This window comes from Natrinema salsiterrestre, from assembly GCF_029502005.1.
In the GTDB taxonomy this organism is placed as follows: domain Archaea; phylum Halobacteriota; class Halobacteria; order Halobacteriales; family Natrialbaceae; genus Natrinema; species Natrinema salsiterrestre.
On record NZ_JAMQOT010000002.1, the window covers coordinates 432,066 to 450,077 of the forward strand.

Consider the following 18,012-nt stretch of genomic DNA (forward strand, 5'->3'; position numbering starts at 1 on the left):
CCTCGCCGCATGGGTGTCTCTTCCCCACCCGTCGTCGTATCTGACTCACGACTCCCGACGCGTATAGGTGTTTCACCGAAGGCAATAACCGGCAGTCGCTGAAGGCGCGAGCCGACAGCGAAACCGCCGTCGATCGAGCCGGTTACCGATCGCCTTCCTCGTCGACGATGACGACCTCGCCGTCGACGACGTCGACGTTGATCAGCGTTTTGACGTCGTATCCCGCGTCGTCGACCTTGTTCTCGCCGCCCACCTTCTTGATGACCGCGACCGTGTCGATGACTTCCGCGCCGATCTCGTCGAGCGCCGCGAGCACCGCGGCGAGCGTCCCGCCCGTCGAGAGGACGTCGTCGAGCACGAGCACGCGCTCGCCCTCGCGCACGTCGTTGATGTACATCTCGTTCTCCGAGTAGCCGGTCTTCTGTGAGATCTCGACCTCGTCGTCGAGACCGTACTGGCGCTTGCGGATGACCGTCAGCGGGATATCGGTCATCAGCGAGACGGCGGTGGAGATGTGAATGCCCATCGCCGCCGGGGTGACGATCCGGTCGACATCGTCGAGTTGCGCCTTCCGGATGATTCGGATGACGATCTCCCGCAACAGGGTGGGGTCGAGTTTCGGGACGCCGTCACTGATCGGGTGGACGAAGTAGTGATAGCCGTTCTTCTCGATGATCGGAGCCTCGAGGAGGGACTGCTTTAGCTGATCCATGTCGTGGGTGGGACGGTAGCGGAGTAAAAGTTGACGATACGATCGAGGCGACTGAGCAATGCGCCCTCGCGTGACAGTCGTCGCCTCGGGTCGGCGGCTGACCGGCGGTAGCGCTACTCGTCGGTGCCGTAGCTGAGTTCGGGCGGTTGATCGCCGTGGCCGAGGCGCATGTTCCGTTCGTGGTAAATGTGGACGGCTGCGGTGACCGTGAACGTGGCCGCGATGACGGCCGTCCAGGTGAGATTCGAAACGGTGGCCAGCGGATAGATCTCCAGCCACAGGGCGGCGACCAGTGCACAGCTGATCGCGCCCAGAGAGAGGTACAGTTCCCGCCACGCGAACTCTCGACCGGGAACGATCTCGAGGTAGACGCTGATGTCCCGCGTTCGGTCGGTCGCCTCGATGACGCCCCGATCGGAGTCGAACCGGAGGATCCCGGCGGTATCCATCTTCGGGAGGTGCGTCTGCTGGAGCGTCGTGTACACTCGTTTTCGCTGTTCGGGGGTGACCCCCTCGAGCGTCGTGTCGTACTCCCAGGCGGCGATCTGTTGGGCAAGGTCGCCCAGTTCGACCGGTCGATCGTCCTGCTTGAGAAACTGCAGGACGTAGCGGCGCCGCTGGTTCCGGAGGAGTTCGAAGATCTCGCCTTTGGGGAGCGACTCGTCCGAGTCGGCGTCCTCGGTGGGGCCGGTGTCGTCGCGAGCAGTGTCGTCGTCCGCAGCGCGCTGTCCTTGCGCCACGGAGATCACCGTGTGGTCCCGGATTGCACCGGTGAGAGGGTAGTTTCTAGATCCAGTCCGAAACTCATTATTTCGGTCGAATGAACCCCACCCATATAACTCTCCTGACGAACTCGCGGCTGGATTAGTTCGTCGGCGTGCTGGATTCGAGTACCGCCGCGATCGACGCGGCGATCTCGCTACCCAGCCCCGCCTTCGATCCCTCGTAGCGAGCGACGTCGCCGGCGTGAACCAGCAGTGCGCTGGTTCGATCCGCGCCCATCACGCTGGCATCGTTCGCGACGACGAACGCGAGATCCGCTCGCTCGAGCGTGGTCCTCGCCTGCTCGATCATCGCCGGTTCGTCGCCCGACGTTTCGGTCTTGAAGCCGACGATCGGAAGGTCCGGACGGGCGGATCGGATCTCGTCGATGAGCTTCGGCGTCGGCTCGAGCTCGAGCGTGAGCTCCTGGCCCGAGCGGATCTTCTCGTCGCTCGTCTCGACGGTGTAGTCGCCGATCGCGGCCGCGGAGACGAGCGCATCGGCGTCGTCGCAGGCCGCCCTCGTCGCCGCGAGCATCTCGTCGGCGCTCTCGACTTCGCGGACGTCGGCGTAGGGCACGTCGGGGCCGTCGTGAACGAGGGTCACGTCCGCCCCACGCACGTAGCAGGCGTTCGCGACGGCTCGCCCCATCTTGCCCGACGAGCGGTTGGTGATCACCCGAACGGGGTCGATCGACTCGCTGGTCGCGCCGCTCGTGACGACGACGTGATCCCCCTCGAGCGGGCGGTCGCCGGCCGCGCGGGCCACGTCGGCGACGATTGCCTCCTCGCTGGCGATTTTGGCCTTCCCCTCCTCGATCCGGGGATCGACGAACTCGACGCCCCACTCCTCGACGGTCTCGATGGCCTCGAGCACGCCGGGGTGATCGTACATCGGTTCGTGCATCGCGGGGGCGATCACGATCGGCGTGTCGGCACCGAGCGCGGTCGTCGCGCACGTGGTCACCGGCGTGTCGTCGACGGCGCTCGCGATCTTGCCCACCGTGTTCGCGGTCGCCGGAGCGATCAGGAGGACGTCGGCCCAGCCGTCGTAGCCGCAGAGCTCGACGTGTTCGACGCTCCCCGTGATCTCCGTGACGACCTCGTTCTCCGTCGCGAACTCGACGGCCCACGGGTGGATAATTCCCCCCGCGCTGCCGGTCATCACCCCGCGAACCGCCGCACCCTGTCGTCGGAGCTCGTGGGCCAGTTCGACCGTCTTGACGGCCGCGATCGATCCGGTCACCCCGAGCGCGACGTTGACTCCCTCGAGCATGTGCTCTCCACTTCGGAACGGGTCCTTTTAGGAGTACTGTCAGTCGGATGCCCGTTGGGAAACCGAGTCAGCAAGAGCGGCAAGCGGTGGTACCCGTACGCGGTAAACTTATTTTGACCATATATTGTATTTACGATTCATCCAACAGAACTATCCCCAAACTGTTAGTTCCCGTATTCGAACAGGTAATCAATGCAGTCGCGTCGGCTTCGATCGGACGAGCGGGCGGTATCGGTAGTGATGGGAACCGTGATGCTCGTCGGAATGGTATCGATAGTGATGGCGGTTCTCGCGGCGGGGATTCTCGGCGCCGGCGTCTTCGACCAGACGCCCCACGCGGAGCTTATGTATCAGGAAGACGACACCGGAACCGTGGCGATCGGCTTCACCGACGTTCGGGGCCTGTCGGCCGGCAACACCGAGATCCGACTTCAGGGGGAGGGAAGCTGTGGCAACTGGGACGGGAGCGGCGATCTCGAGAAGGGAGATATTACGATCGTCGACTCGAGCGACTGTTCGGAGGCACTCGAGGAGGGAGACGTGTTGCAGGTGATCGGGTCTCAGACGCTACTCGATACGTACAGGTTACAGGGAAAGTACCCGGCACACGGTTGCGAAGTGGTTGACGAGGATGATTTCAACGATGGAAGTCAGATCGAAATTGACAGCGGAAATATGGTTGATTGCGAACTCACTGATGACGGCTCCGAATTGGACAATAAATTCCAATTAGATAACGGGACAACACTGGTTGGAGACGTGTACATGAGTGGACTGGTCACACTCACGACGAACGGTCAAAATAAGATCATCGGTGACGTCGATGCGAGAAACATAGACGTCAAAGACGGCAGCGCCATTGAAGGGAACATCGTCGCCGAGGAAACCGTCGACGTTTTCGATGGAAGTGAGATAGAGGGTACGATCGATGCCGAAGACACGGTGGATATAAACCAAGATACCCTCGTTTCTGGCACGATAGACAGTGATGCGAACGTAGATCTCGATCAAAACTCCCGTACGGGTAGCGATATTTACAGCGGTGACGACGTGACTATCAATGGGAATAGTATCGTCGAAGGTCGAATCACTGCTGACAGACAAGTCGATATCGAAGACGACACTGAGGTCGATGGACCGATCGAAGCTGAACACAATGTGATGCTGGGTCCAAACACCGTTGTCGACGACAACATAGCGGTAGATACGTCGGATCGAGACGTGGACCTCGGAAAAGATACGAACGTCAATGGGGACATCAACGCGGACGACAACGAAGTGATCCTCGGAGAGGACGCGACCGTCGAAGGAGACGTAACGGCAGACTCGATCACGTGTAACGACGGAGCCACAATCGATGGCGAGGACTGCGACGATTACACCAGCTAATCTTGAGTATTCGATGTGCTCGATGCGGCCACGCTCTGATTCCCGAACGCCTCGAGCGAGACGACGAGCCCTGCCCCGACCAGCACGAGCCCGCCGGCGACGGCGAACGCGGTGAGGTAGTTGACGGTCGCGGCCCAGCCGCCCAGCACGCTGCCGAGACCGCCGCCGATCGCGCCCAGCGCGACGTAGGCCCCGAGTATCTCGCCGCGAGCGCTGGTGGGCGCGAGCCGGGTGACGATCGCCGTCCCGATGACGGCGATGCCGGCCCAGGTGATCCCCACGAGCGTCAGAACGAGACCGGCGCCACCGAGCGCGGCGGCGCCGCCCAGCACCGTGATCGCGATGATCGACGGAAATAGCACTCCTCGCGCGGCGAGGGTACCCGCCTGCAGGCGGCGGACGTCGTATCGCGACGAGAGCCACCCGGCGGCTTCGTAACAGACCGCGGAGCCGAGACTCGAGACGAGATAGAGGGCGAATATCTGGCCGGAATCGAAGCCGATGTCGGTCAGGAACAGCGGAAGCGGTGCCCAGAAGGCCGCAGAGCCGGTAAAGAAGAAGAGTCCGGCGACGAAGTACGTCCGCAGCGTCGGGTCGAGTCGCGTCGCGAGCCGTCGCGGGTCGATGCCACGGGTCGTCCAGTAGAGACGGTTGGGTGAGAAGGCGAACGTCGCGCCTTTGACGCCGCGACCCGACTCCGCCAGCAGTCGGCCGATCCGTCGAACGGCGCGGTCGTCCGTGACGTGTGCCGACGGCGCGGGACGCGGGAGCGTCCGTATCGCCAAGAGGGCGCTGACCCCGGCACAGGCGGCGAGCAGCCAGAACAGCGCCCGCGTCAGCGTCGCCGCGTCGGCCGCGAGCAGCCGGCTCCCGACGAACGGCCAGATCGTTCCGAGGACGAGCCCGCCGGCCCAGCCGTAGCCCTGATACTTGTTCACTAGTCCGATCCGTTCGCTCCACGCGAACTCCGGTGCGTCGTCGACGACGAGCATGGTCAGCACGGGACCGACCGACGCGACGAACAGCCAGAGGACCGCGTTCGCGACGATAACCGCTGTGATCGACGTCAGAAACGGGATTACGGCCAGCGACACTGCGACCCCGAGGAGCGTGGCGATCACCAGCGGCCGGCGATTGTCGACCCGGTTCGCGACGCGACCGAACGCGATCGCGCCGGGCGCGCCGACGACGGCTGCCGTTGCGGCCAAAACCCCGAGCTGTACCGGTGTGGCACCGAGCAAGACGACGATGTAGAGTGGAATTAACAGCGATGCGCCGCCGAACGCGACCGAACCGAGTCCCCAGGCGGCGAGCCAGCGATCCGTCATACCATCTGCTCAGTCGCGAACGGGTAAACTGTGGTGATCGTCCGATTCGCGCGAAAGTAGTCGTAATTGAACCGATCGGTCCGATCAGAACACCGTCGCGAGGCCACCGAAGAAGCCGACCGTCACGACGAGCCGGCCGAGGCTCCCGAGAAACGTGGCCAGGGCGAATCGCGGGTAATCTTCCTCGAGGACCGCGAAGGCGTAGATCGAGATCGTGTCTGGGAAGAAGGGAACGGAGAGCGCGATCGCGAGCCCGCCGTAGCCGTACCGCCGGGCGAGCTGAACGGAGCGCTTCTCCGACCACGCGAGGACGTTCCATCTGGATCGACGGAGCCACCGCGTTATCGGTCCGGACTGTTTGACTTCCTGTCCGAGGTGGAACGCGACCACGCTGCCGGCCGCCTTCCCGGTCGCGCTGACGAGCATGATACTCGAGAGGTGGAGCCACGGCGGGAAGCCCAGATCGAGGGGCGCGAGCAGGACGACTTCGCTGGGGCCGGGCAGCGCGAACGCGATCAGAAACGAGTAGACGAAGACGATTCCCATTCCGCCCCAGCCGGTAGCGGACTCGACGAGCGCTTCACCGGGAGCGGCGAGCAGACCGTTCAGTGCCTCTACAACGAGAACCGTCGGGAGCGGTATAGCCATCATTGGTACCTACGTAGTCGGGTGGGTCGTGTTTTTTTCGATCGACGGACGACCAAAAGCGTCCGGCGACGCGTTCGGTCGCTACCGGGTGCTGCCATCAGGTCGCCCCCCACGTCCATCGCGCGTCGAGCACGTACCGATACACGCCGCTGAGAGCGATCGCGATCCCGTTGGCGATGAGATACGGAGCGTGGACCCACTCGACGAAGCTGAAGAGGACGGCGAGCTGGATCGGGATCGCCGTCCCGCGGACGACGTTCGTCTTGAGCAGTCCCGCGAGATAATCGTTAACGCCCGTGTTCTGGATCGTCTGGAACGTCCACGCGTTGTTGAGAACGTAGGAGAGAACGATCGTGATCTCGATGGCGATGATCGCACCGACCAGATAGTGCAGCCCGGCGCTGTCGACGAACGCCCACAGCAGTATCATCTGTATCGTCGCGGCGATAATCCCGACGATGACGAACCGTCGGAGCTGGCGTGCGAGGGGGCCGTCGACGAGACTGCGGAGGAACGATCTGATCATCTATCGGTAACCGAGTGCCGACAACCGCGCCTCGAGGTCCTCGTCGACCTCCCCGTCGTCGTCCGTCGGCTCCGCGTCCCGGATCGTACTCGCGTGGGCCGCAACGACCGGCGCGAGCGAGTCGATCACGTCCGCTTGCTCGGGAGTCGGATCGGTCGCGAGGTTCGTCTGCTGGAGCGGGTCGTCGGGTCGATAGTACAGTTCGGGCTCCTCGGTGTCGACGTTTTCGATGTAGGTCCAGTCACGGTTCCGAGCGCTGACGAGGAGTTCGCCGTCCTCGAGCGACCGCGGGATCGGTTGCGTCGTCACTGACTCGTCCCGGACGGTGACCGAGACGACCGGCTCGTCGGCCGGGGACTCCTCGCCGACGACGCTCGGGACGAGCGTCTCGCCGGTCCACTCGTCCGGGGCCTCGACGCCCATCAGATCGGTTACCGTCGGCGGGATGGAATCGAGTCCGACCTGCTGCTCGACTCGGCCCCCCTCGGAGCCGGGAACGTCCACGATGAAGGGGACGTGAATCAGCTCGTCGTACAGCTTGGGATAGTGTGCGAGGTGGCCGTGTTCCTGGAACTCCTCCCCGTGGTCGCCCGCCAGAATGACGGCCGTATCGTCGTCGTGATCGTGGTCCGAGAGGGTCTCGAGGAGCCGGCCGATGCTCGCGTCGACCTGCCGGGCCGTCGCCTGATAGAGCGTTCGGAGGTCCGCGAGCGTTCGGTCGCTGACGTCCCAGCCGAGTCCGGTTCGCGTGTGCGCGAGCAACATCTTGTGGGTTCCGAGCCGGTCGTCGGAGACCTCGCGGATGTAGCGGGGTGCGGGGACGTACGGCGTGTGCGTGTCCATGTAGTGGATCCAGAGGAAGAACGGCGAATCCGTCTCCCCGACGAACTCGCTCGCTGCGTGTTCGACGTCGAACATCCGCGAGGTGTCGAGAAACGGCCGATCGTCCGTGTTTCCGCGGAGCCAGGCTCCGGCGCGACGGATCGGCGAGGCGGCCAGCTGGAGCCACGCTTCGACCGTCGGGTGCGTCGCGAGATACCGGCTGTACACGCTCGAGCCAACGTTCGCGACGAAGGGATCGAATTCGTCGAACCCGTCGTCGTATCCCCAGTGCGTCGTGAGAAATCCGTTCGCGGCGTTGAATCCGCCCGTCGAAACGCCCGCGTCGGACACCGTTTCCGCGAGCGTCGGCGAATCTTCGACGCCGATCCGTCCGTTGTCGGCGAAGACCGGTCGCGAAGCCAGCATCGAGGGGAAGGAAAACGGCGTCCAGTTCCCGGTCGCGAACGCCCGATCGAAAACGGTGCCGCTGTCGGCGAGGGAATCCATCACCGGCGTGTGTCGATCGGTATCGTACGGGCCGATCGCGTCCGCGCGCAGCGAGTCGACCGTGACGAGTACAACGTTCGAGACAGACGTGTCAGATACCATGCTTTTGATTCCCTCGCTGTTTATCGTCGGCTCGAGACCGCGGTTCGGTTCCACGGATCGGCGGCGACGCGAGCGGCGGACAGCGGCCTCGCATCATCCTGTCCGATCCGGTGAAACACAGCGTTGAGACGGAATCGGTGGGTTACCGAAATGAGAGTTTCGGTATTCCTGAACTGATGAAGCTCGACTGATATGAACTGACTCTCGAATGTACCAGACGATCGAGTGACCTACTTCCCACCTCTCTACTCGAGGTCCACCACCGACGGCTCCGTCTCGGGACTGTAGGGTTAAGTGGGACCTCGTCCATGTCCGGATATGCGTGTCGCCATTCTCGCCCACGAGAAGTTTCCCAGTCGGGCCAAAACCGCCCTCGGCGTTCTCCGGTACGCCGACCACGACGCCGTCGCCGTTCTCGATCGAGAGACCGCCGGACGGCGCGTCTCCGATTTCGTCCCGGACGTGCAGGACGCGCCGATCGTCGCCGGAATGTCCGATCTCGAGCCGGACGCGGTCGACACCCTGCTGATCGGGATCGCGCCGATCGGCGGCGGCTTCGACGAGCGCTGGCGCGAGGACGTTCGAACGGCGCTCGAGTACGGCTGCGACGTGATATCCGGACTCCACTACTTCCTCGCCGAGGACGAGGAGTTCGCCGGATTGGCGGCCGACCACGGCTGCGAGATTCGCGACGTTCGGAACCCGCCGGACGATCTCTCGGTCAGCGAGGGCGTCGCCGGCGAGGTCGACGCCGACGTGATCCTCACCGTCGGCACCGACTGCTCGGTCGGCAAGATGACGACCACGATGGAGCTCGCCCGCGACGCGCGGGCGGCCGGGCACGACGCCGCGGTGATCCCGACCGGCCAGACGGGGATCATGATCGAGGGCTGGGGGAACCCGATCGATCGCGTCGTCAGCGACTTCACCGCCGGCGCGGTCGAGGAGATGATCCTCGAGAAGGGCGACGACCACGACTACCTGTTCGTCGAGGGGCAGGGAAGCATCGTCCACCCGGCGTATTCGCCGGTCACCCTCGGTATCCTCCACGGATCGATGGCGGATTCCCTCGTGCTCTGTCACGAAGCCGACCGCGAGTCGATTCACGGCTACGAATCGTTCTCGCTGCCGTCGATCCGGACATACGTCGATCTCTACGAGAGCATCGCCGCACCGGTCGCGGAGAGCGAGGTCGTCGCGGGCGCGCTCAATACCGCCGGACTCGAGGACGACGAGGCGGCCCGGGAGGCGGTCGACGACTACGCCGACGCGCTCGGCGCACCCGCGAGCGACGTGCTCCGGTTCGGTACCGACGACCTCCTCGAGGTGCTGTGCTGAGATGGGCCTCGAGACGTCGTTCGAACGGCGCGCGCTGCCGCTCGAGTACCCCTTCGAGATCGCTCGCGGGAGGACGACCGAAACCGAGGTCGCGTTCGTCCGGATCGAAGACGACGACGGGACGACCGGCATCGGCGCCGCCGCGCCGTCGTCCCACTACGGGGAGACCGCCGCAACCGTCGAGGCCGTCCTGCCCGACCTGCTGGCGGTCGTCGAAGCCGTCGACGATCCACACCGCCTCGAGCGGATCGAACAGCGCATGCGCGAGACGGTCCGACGGAATCCGGCTGCACGGGCCGCAGTCAGCATCGCACTGCACGACCTCGTCGGCAAACGACTCGAGACGCCCCTCTATCGCTACTGGGGGCTCGATCCCGCAGACTCACTCGAGAGCGCCTACACCATCGGACTCGACGACCTCGAGACGATGCGCGAGAAGACGGAAACGGCCCTGGACCGGGGGCACGGGACCCTGAAAATCAAACTCGGGACCGATCGCGACGCCGAGATCGTCCGGACGATCCGATCCGTCGCACCGGACGTCAGGCTGTTCGTCGACGCGAACGAGGCCTGGACCCCCCGCGAGGCGGTCGCGAAGATCGATCGCCTCGCGGAGTTCGACCTCGCGTTCGTCGAACAGCCGGTTGCAGCCGACGATCCCGAGGGGCTACGATTCGTGTACGAGCGGTCGGCGCTGCCGATCGCCGCCGACGAATCGTGCGTGACGCTCGCCGATATTCCCCGGATCGCGGACCGGTGTGACATCGCGAACCTGAAACTGATGAAATGCGGCGGCCTCCGGGAGGCGAAACGGATGATCCACGCGGCCCGGGCCCAAGGTCTCGAGGTCATGCTCGGTTGTATGACCGAGTCGAACGCATCCATCGCGGCGGCGTGTCACCTCGCGCCCCTGCTGGACTACGCCGATCTGGACGGCTCCCTGCTGCTCGCGGACGATCCGTACGGGGGGCCGATCAGGGAGAACGGAGAGATCGCTATCGACGACCTGAATCGCCCCGGAACCGGTGCGGAGCGACGCTGATAGCCGTCGTCTGTCGGCGGCGATTGCGAATCGAACCGTCGCGTTACCGTTCTCCGATCGCGTACACCCTGCGGTCGTCGCTCCCGACGAAGACGGCACCGCCGGCGACAGCGGGGCTCGAGACGATCGCGTCGGTCGTCGGAAACCGCCAGCGGTGCTCGCCACTCTCGACGTCGACCGCGTGGACTGCCCCGTCGTCGCTCCCCACGTAGACCGCGTCGTCGGTCACCGCCGGACCGGTCCGAACCTGTTCTTCGACCCGAAATTCCCATCGGACATCGCCCGTCGCGGCGTCGAGTGCGATCAGATCGCCCCTGCGGTCGGTGGACTCGGTGCCACAGCCGACGAAGACGGTGTCATCGTGAACTGCGGGAGTGGTGTTCGGGTACCCGTCCGTCTCGAACCGCCAGCGTTCCTCGCCGGTGCTCGCCTCGAGGGCGTACACGAACCCGTCGCCGCTCCCGGCGTAGACCGTCCCGTCGGCCACTGCCGGACTGCCGCGAACCGTTTCGTCCGTCCCGAACTGCCAGTCGGCTTCGCCGCTTCGCGCATCGATCGCGTGGATCGCCCCGTCCGCGCTCCCGACGTAGACCGTGTCGTCGACCACCGCCGGGGTCGTGTGCACGTACTCTCCGTCGGTCTCGAACCGCCAGCGTTCCTCGCCGGTTTCCGCCTCGAGGGCGTAGACCGAGCTCCAATCGCCCCCGACGTAGACGGTGCCCTCGACGACCGTCGGACCCGAATCGGGGACCACTTCGTTTCGCCACCGTTCCGCTCCGGTGGCCGCGTCGAGAGCGTACACGAACCCGTCGTCGCTCCCGACGTAGACCGTTCCCTCGGTCACCGACGGACTGTGGCGGATCGCCTCGCCCGTCTCGAACCGCCAGGTCGTCTCGCCAGTGCCGGCGTCCAGCGCGGACAGAATACCCGCGTCGTTCCCGACGTAGACCGCCCCGTCGGCCACTACTGGACCGCCGCGAACCGCCGCGCCCGTCTCGAGCCGCCACCGTTCGGCGACGCTTTCGACCGGCCCCTCCGTCGCCGCGTAGCCGGCGTTCGCGGCCGTCCCGCCGAACGTCGGCCACGACGCGTCACCGGCAGCGGTCGGTCCGGTCTCGGACTCGCTGGTGCCGTCGCCGGTAGTACCGGCACCGTCGCCGGTGCTGCCGGCGCCGAGGCAGCCCGCCAGACCGACCGTCCACGCTGCACCGGCGATTTTCAATACCGTGCGTCGGCACCCCGTTCGTGCCATCGTTTCCCGTTTCCAAAATAAATACTTAAATCTGGTTGTTTTAGTGCAGTGTCGCCCTCATACATCCCCGATCTAACACGATGGGATGGGCTGTTTCACCGCCTCGAGCCGACGTGATCGGATCGACTGGGTCGATCGAGTACTCGACGGCTACCCGCCGACTGGTTATCCCGAGCGACTCTCACTCGGCCGCCAATGGGGTTTCATACCGACGGTCGGTGTGGAACGTGCTGGCATGCACGACGGTGACGACGGATATCACGTGTCGCGCCGGACGCTGTTGCGGGCGTCGGCCGGAACTGCGACGCTTTCGGCGGTCGGGAGCGTGCGAGCCGATGGGGACGACGGTGCGACCGGGACGACCCGCTGGTTCGACGGGGACTGCCCGGAAGCGACCCTCGAGCCCGGGATGACCCACTGCGAGGGCGCGAGCGCGGAGGGCTGTGCGGACGACCATCCGGCGACGACCGAGCTCCGGTCGGCCGTTCGGGATACCCTCGAGACCGGGTATCCCGACGCGGAGACGCTGCTCGAGGCGGGATACGAGCCGTACTTCGATACGCTCGAGACCGGGGACGATAGCTGGTCGCACTGGCTCAGTCCGGAGTTCATCGGCGACGGCGAGCTCCTGGATCCCGAACGGCCGGAATCGGTGCTCGTCGACAACCGGTCCTGGCGCTCGATCGGCGTCATGTTCATCGCGACGCTGGACGGAGACCCGATCGATCCGCCGGCGGTGTACGGCGCGGAGACGTCCGAAGCGCAGTGTTCCCCGTGGCACGCTCACACCGGACTCCCCGGGCGGTTCGCGTGGTGGTACTACCGGCAGGTCTACGAACAGGGGTTCCGGCACGGCGAGCTCGAGCTACCCTGTCGAACCCCGTGTATGCTCCACGTCTGGACGGTCGACCACCCCGAGAGCGTCTACGCACACGACGCGCCGCCGCGGGAGTATCGCGACTTGGCTCCCGCGGACGATCCCGACTTCGACACCGACGCGGTCCCCGGTGAGGACGCGCTCGGCTGGGACGCCCTGCCGGACGAGGCCCTCCCCGAGCGACTGCCGGGCGATTTCGCCATGGCCGACCGGTTCGGTATCGATCTGGGGCTGTAGCGGTTCTTTCCCGGAGCACAATGCGGTGCGACCGCTCCGCAAGCGGAAGTACGCCGTCAGTCGAGTGGCCGGCTCTCCGTCGTGACTCGAGCGTCCGATTCGAGCCTCCCCGAGTCCCGGCCGATTTCGGCGGGTTATCACTCGAGGTTCTTTTTCAGGCAGATCGCCGAGTTCGGACAGAGATCCGCGAACTCGGTCGTTTGCTGAATGGGCTCCGGAACGACCTCTCGATCGACTGCGTCGTACCCCTCTCGTCGAAAGAACGCCGATGCGGTCGTGGTCAAGAGGTACAGCGTCTCTACCCCGTTGGATCGTCCGCGGTCCTCGAGCGCGCCGACCAGAGCCGTGCCGTACCCCTGACCGCGATTCGATTCCATCACGACGACCGACCGCAAGAGCCCGTTCGACCCGTATCGTTCGACGCCGCCGACGCCGACGAACGTCGTCTCGGAGAACGCGGTGACGAAACACTCCGGCTTCGTTCGGACGTCCCGATACGGGAGGTCGTTGGCTTTCAACAGCGCTTCGACGCGTTCGACGGTCTCAGCGTCCACCGGTCGGAGCGTTATCGAAACGTCGGTCATACGCTTCCATCGCCCTCCGTTGGCGGTGACTGGGTCGGCCGGTCGTCCCGCTGCCGGCGTCGCTTCTGCGGCGCGAACTGAAGGCTACCGCGAGTCATCGACCTGCGGCCGAGCGATCGTAATCCGGAGCTTCCCGCCCAAATCGACCGAGAACCCGCCACAATCGGCGAGGCAGCGGGCCAGACCGAGGCTGCGTCGCGCGACGAGGAAGAGGGCGACGGTCGCCGTGAGGACAACGATAGCGGCGTGCGGCTGGCTGATGGCCCAGAGCAGGAAGAGCAACGCGGGCACGAGGGCGTAGCTCGCGAGTACGCGTTCCCAGCTGGGTTGCTCGACGGCTGGACGATATCGTGGATCGAACGGTGGACGTGACATGGTGCGGTTGTGTAGGGCAGCGGTGACGATCGTGGCGGAGCCAGCGATACGTTTCGCAACGGCCTCTCGGTTTCGACGACAGCGGTCGTCCGAATCGACATGGGAGTGTGGCGACGGTGCTAGTTTTTTGCCGTCGATCGGTAGCGGCGTCGTCAGTCATCGTCGAGCGACCTCGTGTCGTCGAGGACGCGGAGCAGCCGCTCGGCGCGCGGCGTCGCGGTGTAGTACCGCCATCGACCCTCTTTTCGCCGGTCGACCAGCCCGGCGCTGAAAAGCCGGGAGAGGGCCTGGCTGACTGCACCTTGACTGACGGCGAGCGACGGCTCGAGCTCGCAGACGCAGATACCGTCGTCGGCCGCGGCGATGAGCCGAAGCGCTTCGTAGCGGGTTTTGTTCCCGAGGGTCGCAAGCGTTTGCACGTCGGCGGCGACCGCATCTTCCGGCAGGGAGTGGCCGGCCGAGCAACAGTCGACCGTCTGCGAGTCGTCCGGTGGAGCCGACCCGTCGATTTGTCGTTCGCTCATCTTAGCAATTGCTAATATTAGCACCCACTAATATAGAGATTGTGGTCGTGACAGTGACAGTTCGAAACGAAGACAGAAGAAACCCTCCGGGGAGACGGTCGCGGTACGCACACCGACCGGACCGCTGTAACACGGCCGGTCGGAACCAGACACTCACTCGAGCCAGCCCTCGATCGCGGCCGCGATCCGGTCGGCCGCATCGTCGAGCCCACACCGATCCGTGTCGATCTCGAGGTCGACGTCGGGTTCGTCGAACTCCCGGTAGACCACGTGGACGCCCTGCTCGTCGATCGAATCCGCACGGCGTCGGTTTCGTTCGAGACAGCTCTCGAGGCTCGCGGACATCAGGACGAACCGCACGTCACCGAGGGTCCGAAACCGCGTTTGCCACGCCCGGCGATAGAAGGTTCCGTCGACCAGCGTGACTCCGGGTTCGGGTGCCGCGGCGACCCGCTCGGCGAGTTGCTCGTAGGTGCGACTCGAGAAGTCGTCGGAGTGGATCACCTGAACCGGAATTCCGTCCGCCTCGAGCCGCGCACGGACGCGGGTCGCGACGGTGGTCTTCCCGGCACCCGGCGGCCCGCAGATGGCGACGATCACGGCCGACGGTATCCACTGGGGCCATACCAATAGCGCGGATCGGCGCTCCTCGATCCGGGGGTGACTCGAGCGCGTCGTCACCCAAGATCCTCGTCGCGCTCGGACTGCCGGAGAATGAAGGGGCCCATCGCGAGCGTTCGCTTGGCGACGGTCGCGATCCGGAGAATGTAGACGATGAAGATCACGAACGGCGAGATCCCGACGGCGAACCCCCCGCTGGTCAGCCAGACGAGATTGTCGACGCCCAGCGTCTGCCCGGGCAAGACGCTCGCGTTGACGTACATCAGCATGATCGCCGTCACCGTGAGCGCGGGGACCGCCACGTACAGCAGCGCCCGGGAGAGATTGATCAGCTCCCACTGGAAGTACAGCGTTTTGAAATGCTCCCGAGCGGGGCCGAAGAACTTCAGGAGCGTTACCATGTCGTCGATCTCCTCGTTGGCGTCGTCGGACAGTTCCTCGCGGTGGTCCGCGCGGAGCTTGCGGGCGTCGTAGATCTTCCGAGAGTAGTTGAAATTGAGCGCGTTCCAGATCACGTCGAACGTTCCGAACTGGGCGTTCTCGAGGTTTCCCTTGACGGTTTCGGCGTTGCCGGCGATGTCGTCGACGTAGTCGCGGACCTTCTCCGTGAGCTCGTCGCTGTGATCGGAGCCTTCCGTCATCGTCGACTCGAAATCGTTCGCTTCGTGCTGAATACCGTCGACGAGTTCGTAGAGGAAGGCAGCGGGCTCGGGCGGCGTGACGTCCTCCTCGAGGTTCTCCTCCAGATCCCGGCGGAAGTCCATCGCGTCCTGCATCCGATCGCGCTGGTCGCCGACCGCGCCGAGTTCCTGGGAGAGCACCAGCTGATTGATCGTGACGACGATCGAGGTGCCCGTGATGATCGATCCGATGAACGCCGAAAAGATCCAGAACGTGCCGTTGTTGACCGCGACGATCGTCCGCAGCGCCGGGAGACCGAGCTGACTGAGTCCGACGAGGACGCCGAACACGATCGCGAGCACGATCGCCGTGAGCAGCCGACGGTCCATCCGGAGCAGGAGATACAGCCGCGGTCCGGTGAGTCGTCCGCCGCCGTTCTCGTCAGCTACGAAATCCGGGCTATCCATCCAGCGATCCGAACCGACAACGACTGAGGACAAAAGCGTCGGCCCGGAAGGCGACGGGTCATCAGAGCGGGAACCGTTTCCGACAGCCTCTCAGCACACGGACGGAGGCCGGTCGACCGGTCGGAGTATCGCGGTCCGAGCGACGGTGTCCTCGGCGACCCTGGCAGCCGATGACGCCCTCGAGGACCAGCGGGCCGGCTTACTCGTCTTCGCCGTACGTTACGTCGAACGGTCCCTCGTCGGGATCTTTCTGCGGGACCATCGGTCCGACCGACGCCGTTCGGCGCGTGATCGTCGCGGTGCGGAGGATGTACGAAACGAGGAGGGCGAGGGGCGCGAGGACGACGATAATCAGTGCGCTCACGACGTACGGGAGCACGGCGACGTTGAGACTCGGCCCCGTGACGTTCGCGTAGAGGAGCCCGATGAGGATCGCCGACAGGATCGACGGGACGCCACAGTAGATCGTCAGTTGCGAGAACCGAGTGAGCTCCTGTTGCAAGTAGGTCGTCTTGAACTGTTCTCGAGCCACGTGGAGCAGTTCGAGCGAGTCGATCAGTTCGTCGAGCCGGTCGCTCGCCGCCGGCGACAGCGAGTCGGCGTACTCGCCGCGCAGGTGGGTCGCGACGTAGAGGTGCCAGGACTCGTCGTACGTAATCGCCGCCGAGACGGCGGTAAACGTGTCCGATTCGGAGCGTTCTATTCGATCGGTGATTCGATCGGTCCGCCGCTGGACGCTGTTCGTGTACCGGGTCCCCACCCGCCGAAGTTCGTCATCGTGATCCGCCACGGCGTCCGCGAAGTCGGCCGCGTCGTTGTGGATCGATTCGATGACGAGCTCGAGGACGCGCGCCGGCGACGCCGGCGTCGCGGGAATGTCGGCGGTGTCCGCGACGTCCCGCCGAAACTGGACGACCCCTTCGAGTCGCTCGCGGGCTTTCCCGGCCGCGCTGAACTCCTGTGAGAGGATGAGTTGATTGACCGAGACGACCAGCGTCACGAGCGAGAACGTGCCGGCGATCATGCCGCTCGCGACGCGCGTCACGGAGTTCGGGTTCGTAAACGAGATGACGCCGAGTTCGTAGAGCCCGATCACGATCACGAAGACGGCGACCGAAACGAGAGCCGCGACACCTAACCGATTGCCTCTGATCAGGAACCACTCCCGGAATCGCGTCGCCGCTCCCTCACGAGTCCCGACGTCGGCCCCGTAGGACTCGAGCGTCTCGTCGGTCCCGGCGGATCCCATGGCCGTACGTTCCACCGACCCGACAATAAGGGACTGCGTTGCACATACCGTCACGCATCGGTCTCGGACGGTGCGCGGCGCGATACTCGAGCGGGTGTGCCGATCGAGCGGCGCCGACGGGCCGACCGGGACCCCGAAAACGGACGGTTCAAGGCCTACACTGAAATGCGTCGACGGTGTGGGACCGATGCATGCTCGGAGAGGGAACCAATTCGCAGACGGACGGACGACGGCGATGACCCGACCGGAACCGACGAGCCGACGGCGGGTGCTCACATCGCTCGGAGCCGGGGTCGCGATCGCGACCGCCGGCTGTCTCGGTAGCGACGGTCTCGGCGGACAGCCGACCTACGAGGAAGGGACCGTCAGCGGCGTCAACGCCAGCAACGTCTCCGACCGATCGGCATCGCAGATGTCCACGGCGGCGGCACTCGCCCAGCGGCAACCCTCCAGCGCCGTGACGCCGCTCGAGCCGCTCGAGCTGGTCGACCACGAGTTCGTCGTCGAAGACGGCTATCTCGGCTCGACGATTCAGGGAACCGTCGCGAATACGGGGACCGACCGGATCCAGACTGTCGAAGTGCGAACGCGCGTCTACGACGACGCGGGCGACCTGCTCGGTCGGTATCTCGCCAGCACCGGCGATCTCGACGGGGGCTCGTCGTGGGCGTTCCAGGTCATCGTCCTCGAGGCACCCTCGGACGTCGCCGGCTACGACATCACCGTTCTCGGAACGCCCTCGTGACCGCCGGGT

General features: G+C 65.1%; 19 protein-coding genes. 5 read left to right on the forward strand and 14 right to left on the reverse strand.

The window, feature by feature from the left end; translation table 11 throughout:
* Positions 1 to 142: 142 nt before the first annotated feature.
* The 3 genes from hpt to coaBC all read right to left on the reverse strand — a co-directional run bounded on the left by hpt (position 143) and on the right by coaBC (position 2,749).
* Positions 143 to 712, reverse strand: coding sequence for a hypoxanthine/guanine phosphoribosyltransferase (hpt, locus tag NDI89_RS07605; RefSeq protein ID WP_277520922.1), 570 nt, complete (start codon positions 710 to 712; stop codon positions 143 to 145).
* Positions 713 to 825: 113 nt separating this feature from the next.
* Positions 826 to 1,461 (reverse strand): DUF7344 domain-containing protein, encoded by a 636-nt coding sequence (locus NDI89_RS07610; RefSeq protein ID WP_425607755.1) that lies wholly within the window; start codon positions 1,459 to 1,461, stop codon positions 826 to 828.
* 115 nt (positions 1,462 to 1,576) lie between these two features.
* Entirely contained in the window at positions 1,577 to 2,749 is a 1,173-nt protein-coding gene (gene coaBC / locus NDI89_RS07615; protein ID WP_277520924.1) for a bifunctional phosphopantothenoylcysteine decarboxylase/phosphopantothenate--cysteine ligase CoaBC, read from the reverse strand.
* Between the two features lie 192 nt (positions 2,750 to 2,941).
* Here coaBC and NDI89_RS07620 point away from each other — a divergent pair, with 192 nt between their 5' ends.
* Positions 2,942 to 4,138, forward strand: a complete 1,197-nt coding sequence (locus NDI89_RS07620) for a polymer-forming cytoskeletal protein (RefSeq protein ID WP_277520925.1) — start codon at positions 2,942 to 2,944, stop codon at positions 4,136 to 4,138.
* On the opposite strand, the gene NDI89_RS07625 is transcribed toward NDI89_RS07620, so the two are convergent.
* The 4 genes from NDI89_RS07625 to NDI89_RS07640 all read right to left on the reverse strand — a co-directional run bounded on the left by NDI89_RS07625 (position 4,135) and on the right by NDI89_RS07640 (position 8,071).
* The gene (locus NDI89_RS07625; protein ID WP_277520926.1) at positions 4,135 to 5,466 is read right to left on the reverse strand and encodes an MFS transporter; all 1,332 of its coding nucleotides are present in this window, start codon (positions 5,464 to 5,466) and stop codon (positions 4,135 to 4,137) included. The genes NDI89_RS07620 and NDI89_RS07625 overlap by 4 nt on opposite strands.
* An 84-nt stretch (positions 5,467 to 5,550) precedes the next feature.
* Entirely contained in the window at positions 5,551 to 6,114 is a 564-nt protein-coding gene (locus NDI89_RS07630) for a YqaA family protein (protein ID WP_277521308.1), read from the reverse strand.
* A 97-nt stretch (positions 6,115 to 6,211) separates the two neighbouring features.
* Complete coding sequence (locus tag NDI89_RS07635; protein WP_277520927.1) at positions 6,212 to 6,640, reverse strand: GtrA family protein; 429 nt, start codon at positions 6,638 to 6,640, stop codon at positions 6,212 to 6,214.
* Complete coding sequence (locus NDI89_RS07640) at positions 6,641 to 8,071, reverse strand: sulfatase (protein ID WP_277520928.1); 1,431 nt, start codon at positions 8,069 to 8,071, stop codon at positions 6,641 to 6,643. It abuts the gene before it with no gap.
* Positions 8,072 to 8,389: 318 nt separating this feature from the next.
* Here NDI89_RS07640 and NDI89_RS07645 point away from each other — a divergent pair, with 318 nt between their 5' ends.
* Together NDI89_RS07645 and NDI89_RS07650 are read left to right on the forward strand one after the other, a co-directional pair.
* Positions 8,390 to 9,409 carry an N-acetyltransferase DgcN family protein gene (locus NDI89_RS07645; RefSeq protein ID WP_277520929.1) on the forward strand — a complete coding sequence of 340 codons (1,020 nt, stop codon included), beginning with the start codon at positions 8,390 to 8,392 and terminating at the stop codon, positions 9,407 to 9,409.
* A gap of 1 nt (position 9,410) precedes the next feature.
* Complete coding sequence (locus NDI89_RS07650) at positions 9,411 to 10,451, forward strand: dipeptide epimerase (protein ID WP_277520930.1); 1,041 nt, start codon at positions 9,411 to 9,413, stop codon at positions 10,449 to 10,451.
* Between the two features lie 43 nt (positions 10,452 to 10,494).
* Here the strand turns inward: NDI89_RS07650 and NDI89_RS07655 are convergent, their stop codons facing one another.
* A complete protein-coding gene (locus NDI89_RS07655) occupies positions 10,495 to 11,703 on the reverse strand; it encodes an outer membrane protein assembly factor BamB family protein (RefSeq protein WP_277520931.1) in 1,209 nt (402 codons plus the stop codon).
* A 235-nt stretch (positions 11,704 to 11,938) separates the two neighbouring features.
* Between NDI89_RS07655 and NDI89_RS07660 the strand changes: the two genes are divergently transcribed.
* Positions 11,939 to 12,817 (forward strand): hypothetical protein, encoded by an 879-nt coding sequence (locus NDI89_RS07660; RefSeq protein WP_277520932.1) that lies wholly within the window; start codon positions 11,939 to 11,941, stop codon positions 12,815 to 12,817.
* Positions 12,818 to 12,954: 137 nt separating this feature from the next.
* Here NDI89_RS07660 and arsN2 read toward each other — a convergent pair whose 3' ends face one another.
* The 6 genes from arsN2 to NDI89_RS07690 form a co-directional block, all read right to left on the reverse strand.
* A complete protein-coding gene (arsN2, locus tag NDI89_RS07665; RefSeq protein WP_277520933.1) occupies positions 12,955 to 13,401 on the reverse strand; it encodes an arsenic resistance N-acetyltransferase ArsN2 in 447 nt (148 codons plus the stop codon).
* Positions 13,402 to 13,485: 84 nt separating this feature from the next.
* Complete coding sequence (locus NDI89_RS07670; RefSeq protein ID WP_277520934.1) at positions 13,486 to 13,776, reverse strand: hypothetical protein; 291 nt, start codon at positions 13,774 to 13,776, stop codon at positions 13,486 to 13,488.
* 152 nt (positions 13,777 to 13,928) lie between these two features.
* Entirely contained in the window at positions 13,929 to 14,300 is a 372-nt protein-coding gene (locus NDI89_RS07675; protein WP_277520935.1) for an ArsR/SmtB family transcription factor, read from the reverse strand.
* A gap of 153 nt (positions 14,301 to 14,453) precedes the next feature.
* Positions 14,454 to 14,900 (reverse strand): AAA family ATPase, encoded by a 447-nt coding sequence (locus NDI89_RS07680; protein WP_277521309.1) that lies wholly within the window; start codon positions 14,898 to 14,900, stop codon positions 14,454 to 14,456.
* Between the two features lie 77 nt (positions 14,901 to 14,977).
* Positions 14,978 to 16,009 carry a DUF7972 family membrane protein gene (locus tag NDI89_RS07685; RefSeq protein ID WP_277520936.1) on the reverse strand — a complete coding sequence of 344 codons (1,032 nt, stop codon included), beginning with the start codon at positions 16,007 to 16,009 and terminating at the stop codon, positions 14,978 to 14,980.
* A 199-nt stretch (positions 16,010 to 16,208) separates the two neighbouring features.
* Entirely contained in the window at positions 16,209 to 17,258 is a 1,050-nt protein-coding gene (locus NDI89_RS07690) for a DUF7972 family membrane protein (protein WP_277520937.1), read from the reverse strand.
* Positions 17,259 to 17,493: 235 nt separating this feature from the next.
* On the opposite strand from NDI89_RS07690, the gene NDI89_RS07695 reads away from it, so the two are divergent.
* Complete coding sequence (locus tag NDI89_RS07695) at positions 17,494 to 18,003, forward strand: FxLYD domain-containing protein (protein WP_277520938.1); 510 nt, start codon at positions 17,494 to 17,496, stop codon at positions 18,001 to 18,003.
* The last annotated feature ends 9 nt before the right edge of the window (positions 18,004 to 18,012 follow it).

Coding starts and splice junctions, on each gene's coding strand:
- hpt (WP_277520922.1), bottom strand. CDS start 712: ATGGATCAGCTAAAGCAGTCCCTCCTCGAGGCTCCGATCATCGAGAAG.
- coaBC (WP_277520924.1), bottom strand. CDS start 2,749: ATGCTCGAGGGAGTCAACGTCGCGCTCGGGGTGACCGGATCGATCGCG.
- NDI89_RS07620 (WP_277520925.1), top strand. CDS start 2,942: ATGCAGTCGCGTCGGCTTCGATCGGACGAGCGGGCGGTATCGGTAGTG.
- NDI89_RS07625 (WP_277520926.1), bottom strand. CDS start 5,466: ATGACGGATCGCTGGCTCGCCGCCTGGGGACTCGGTTCGGTCGCGTTC.
- NDI89_RS07630 (WP_277521308.1), bottom strand. CDS start 6,114: ATGGCTATACCGCTCCCGACGGTTCTCGTTGTAGAGGCACTGAACGGT.
- NDI89_RS07635 (WP_277520927.1), bottom strand. CDS start 6,640: ATGATCAGATCGTTCCTCCGCAGTCTCGTCGACGGCCCCCTCGCACGC.
- NDI89_RS07640 (WP_277520928.1), bottom strand. CDS start 8,071: ATGGTATCTGACACGTCTGTCTCGAACGTTGTACTCGTCACGGTCGAC.
- NDI89_RS07645 (WP_277520929.1), top strand. CDS start 8,390: ATGCGTGTCGCCATTCTCGCCCACGAGAAGTTTCCCAGTCGGGCCAAA.
- NDI89_RS07650 (WP_277520930.1), top strand. CDS start 9,411: ATGGGCCTCGAGACGTCGTTCGAACGGCGCGCGCTGCCGCTCGAGTAC.
- NDI89_RS07655 (WP_277520931.1), bottom strand. CDS start 11,703: ATGGCACGAACGGGGTGCCGACGCACGGTATTGAAAATCGCCGGTGCA.
- NDI89_RS07660 (WP_277520932.1), top strand. CDS start 11,939: ATGCACGACGGTGACGACGGATATCACGTGTCGCGCCGGACGCTGTTG.
- arsN2 (WP_277520933.1), bottom strand. CDS start 13,401: ATGACCGACGTTTCGATAACGCTCCGACCGGTGGACGCTGAGACCGTC.
- NDI89_RS07670 (WP_277520934.1), bottom strand. CDS start 13,776: ATGTCACGTCCACCGTTCGATCCACGATATCGTCCAGCCGTCGAGCAA.
- NDI89_RS07675 (WP_277520935.1), bottom strand. CDS start 14,300: ATGAGCGAACGACAAATCGACGGGTCGGCTCCACCGGACGACTCGCAG.
- NDI89_RS07685 (WP_277520936.1), bottom strand. CDS start 16,009: ATGGATAGCCCGGATTTCGTAGCTGACGAGAACGGCGGCGGACGACTC.
- NDI89_RS07690 (WP_277520937.1), bottom strand. CDS start 17,258: ATGGGATCCGCCGGGACCGACGAGACGCTCGAGTCCTACGGGGCCGAC.
- NDI89_RS07695 (WP_277520938.1), top strand. CDS start 17,494: ATGACCCGACCGGAACCGACGAGCCGACGGCGGGTGCTCACATCGCTC.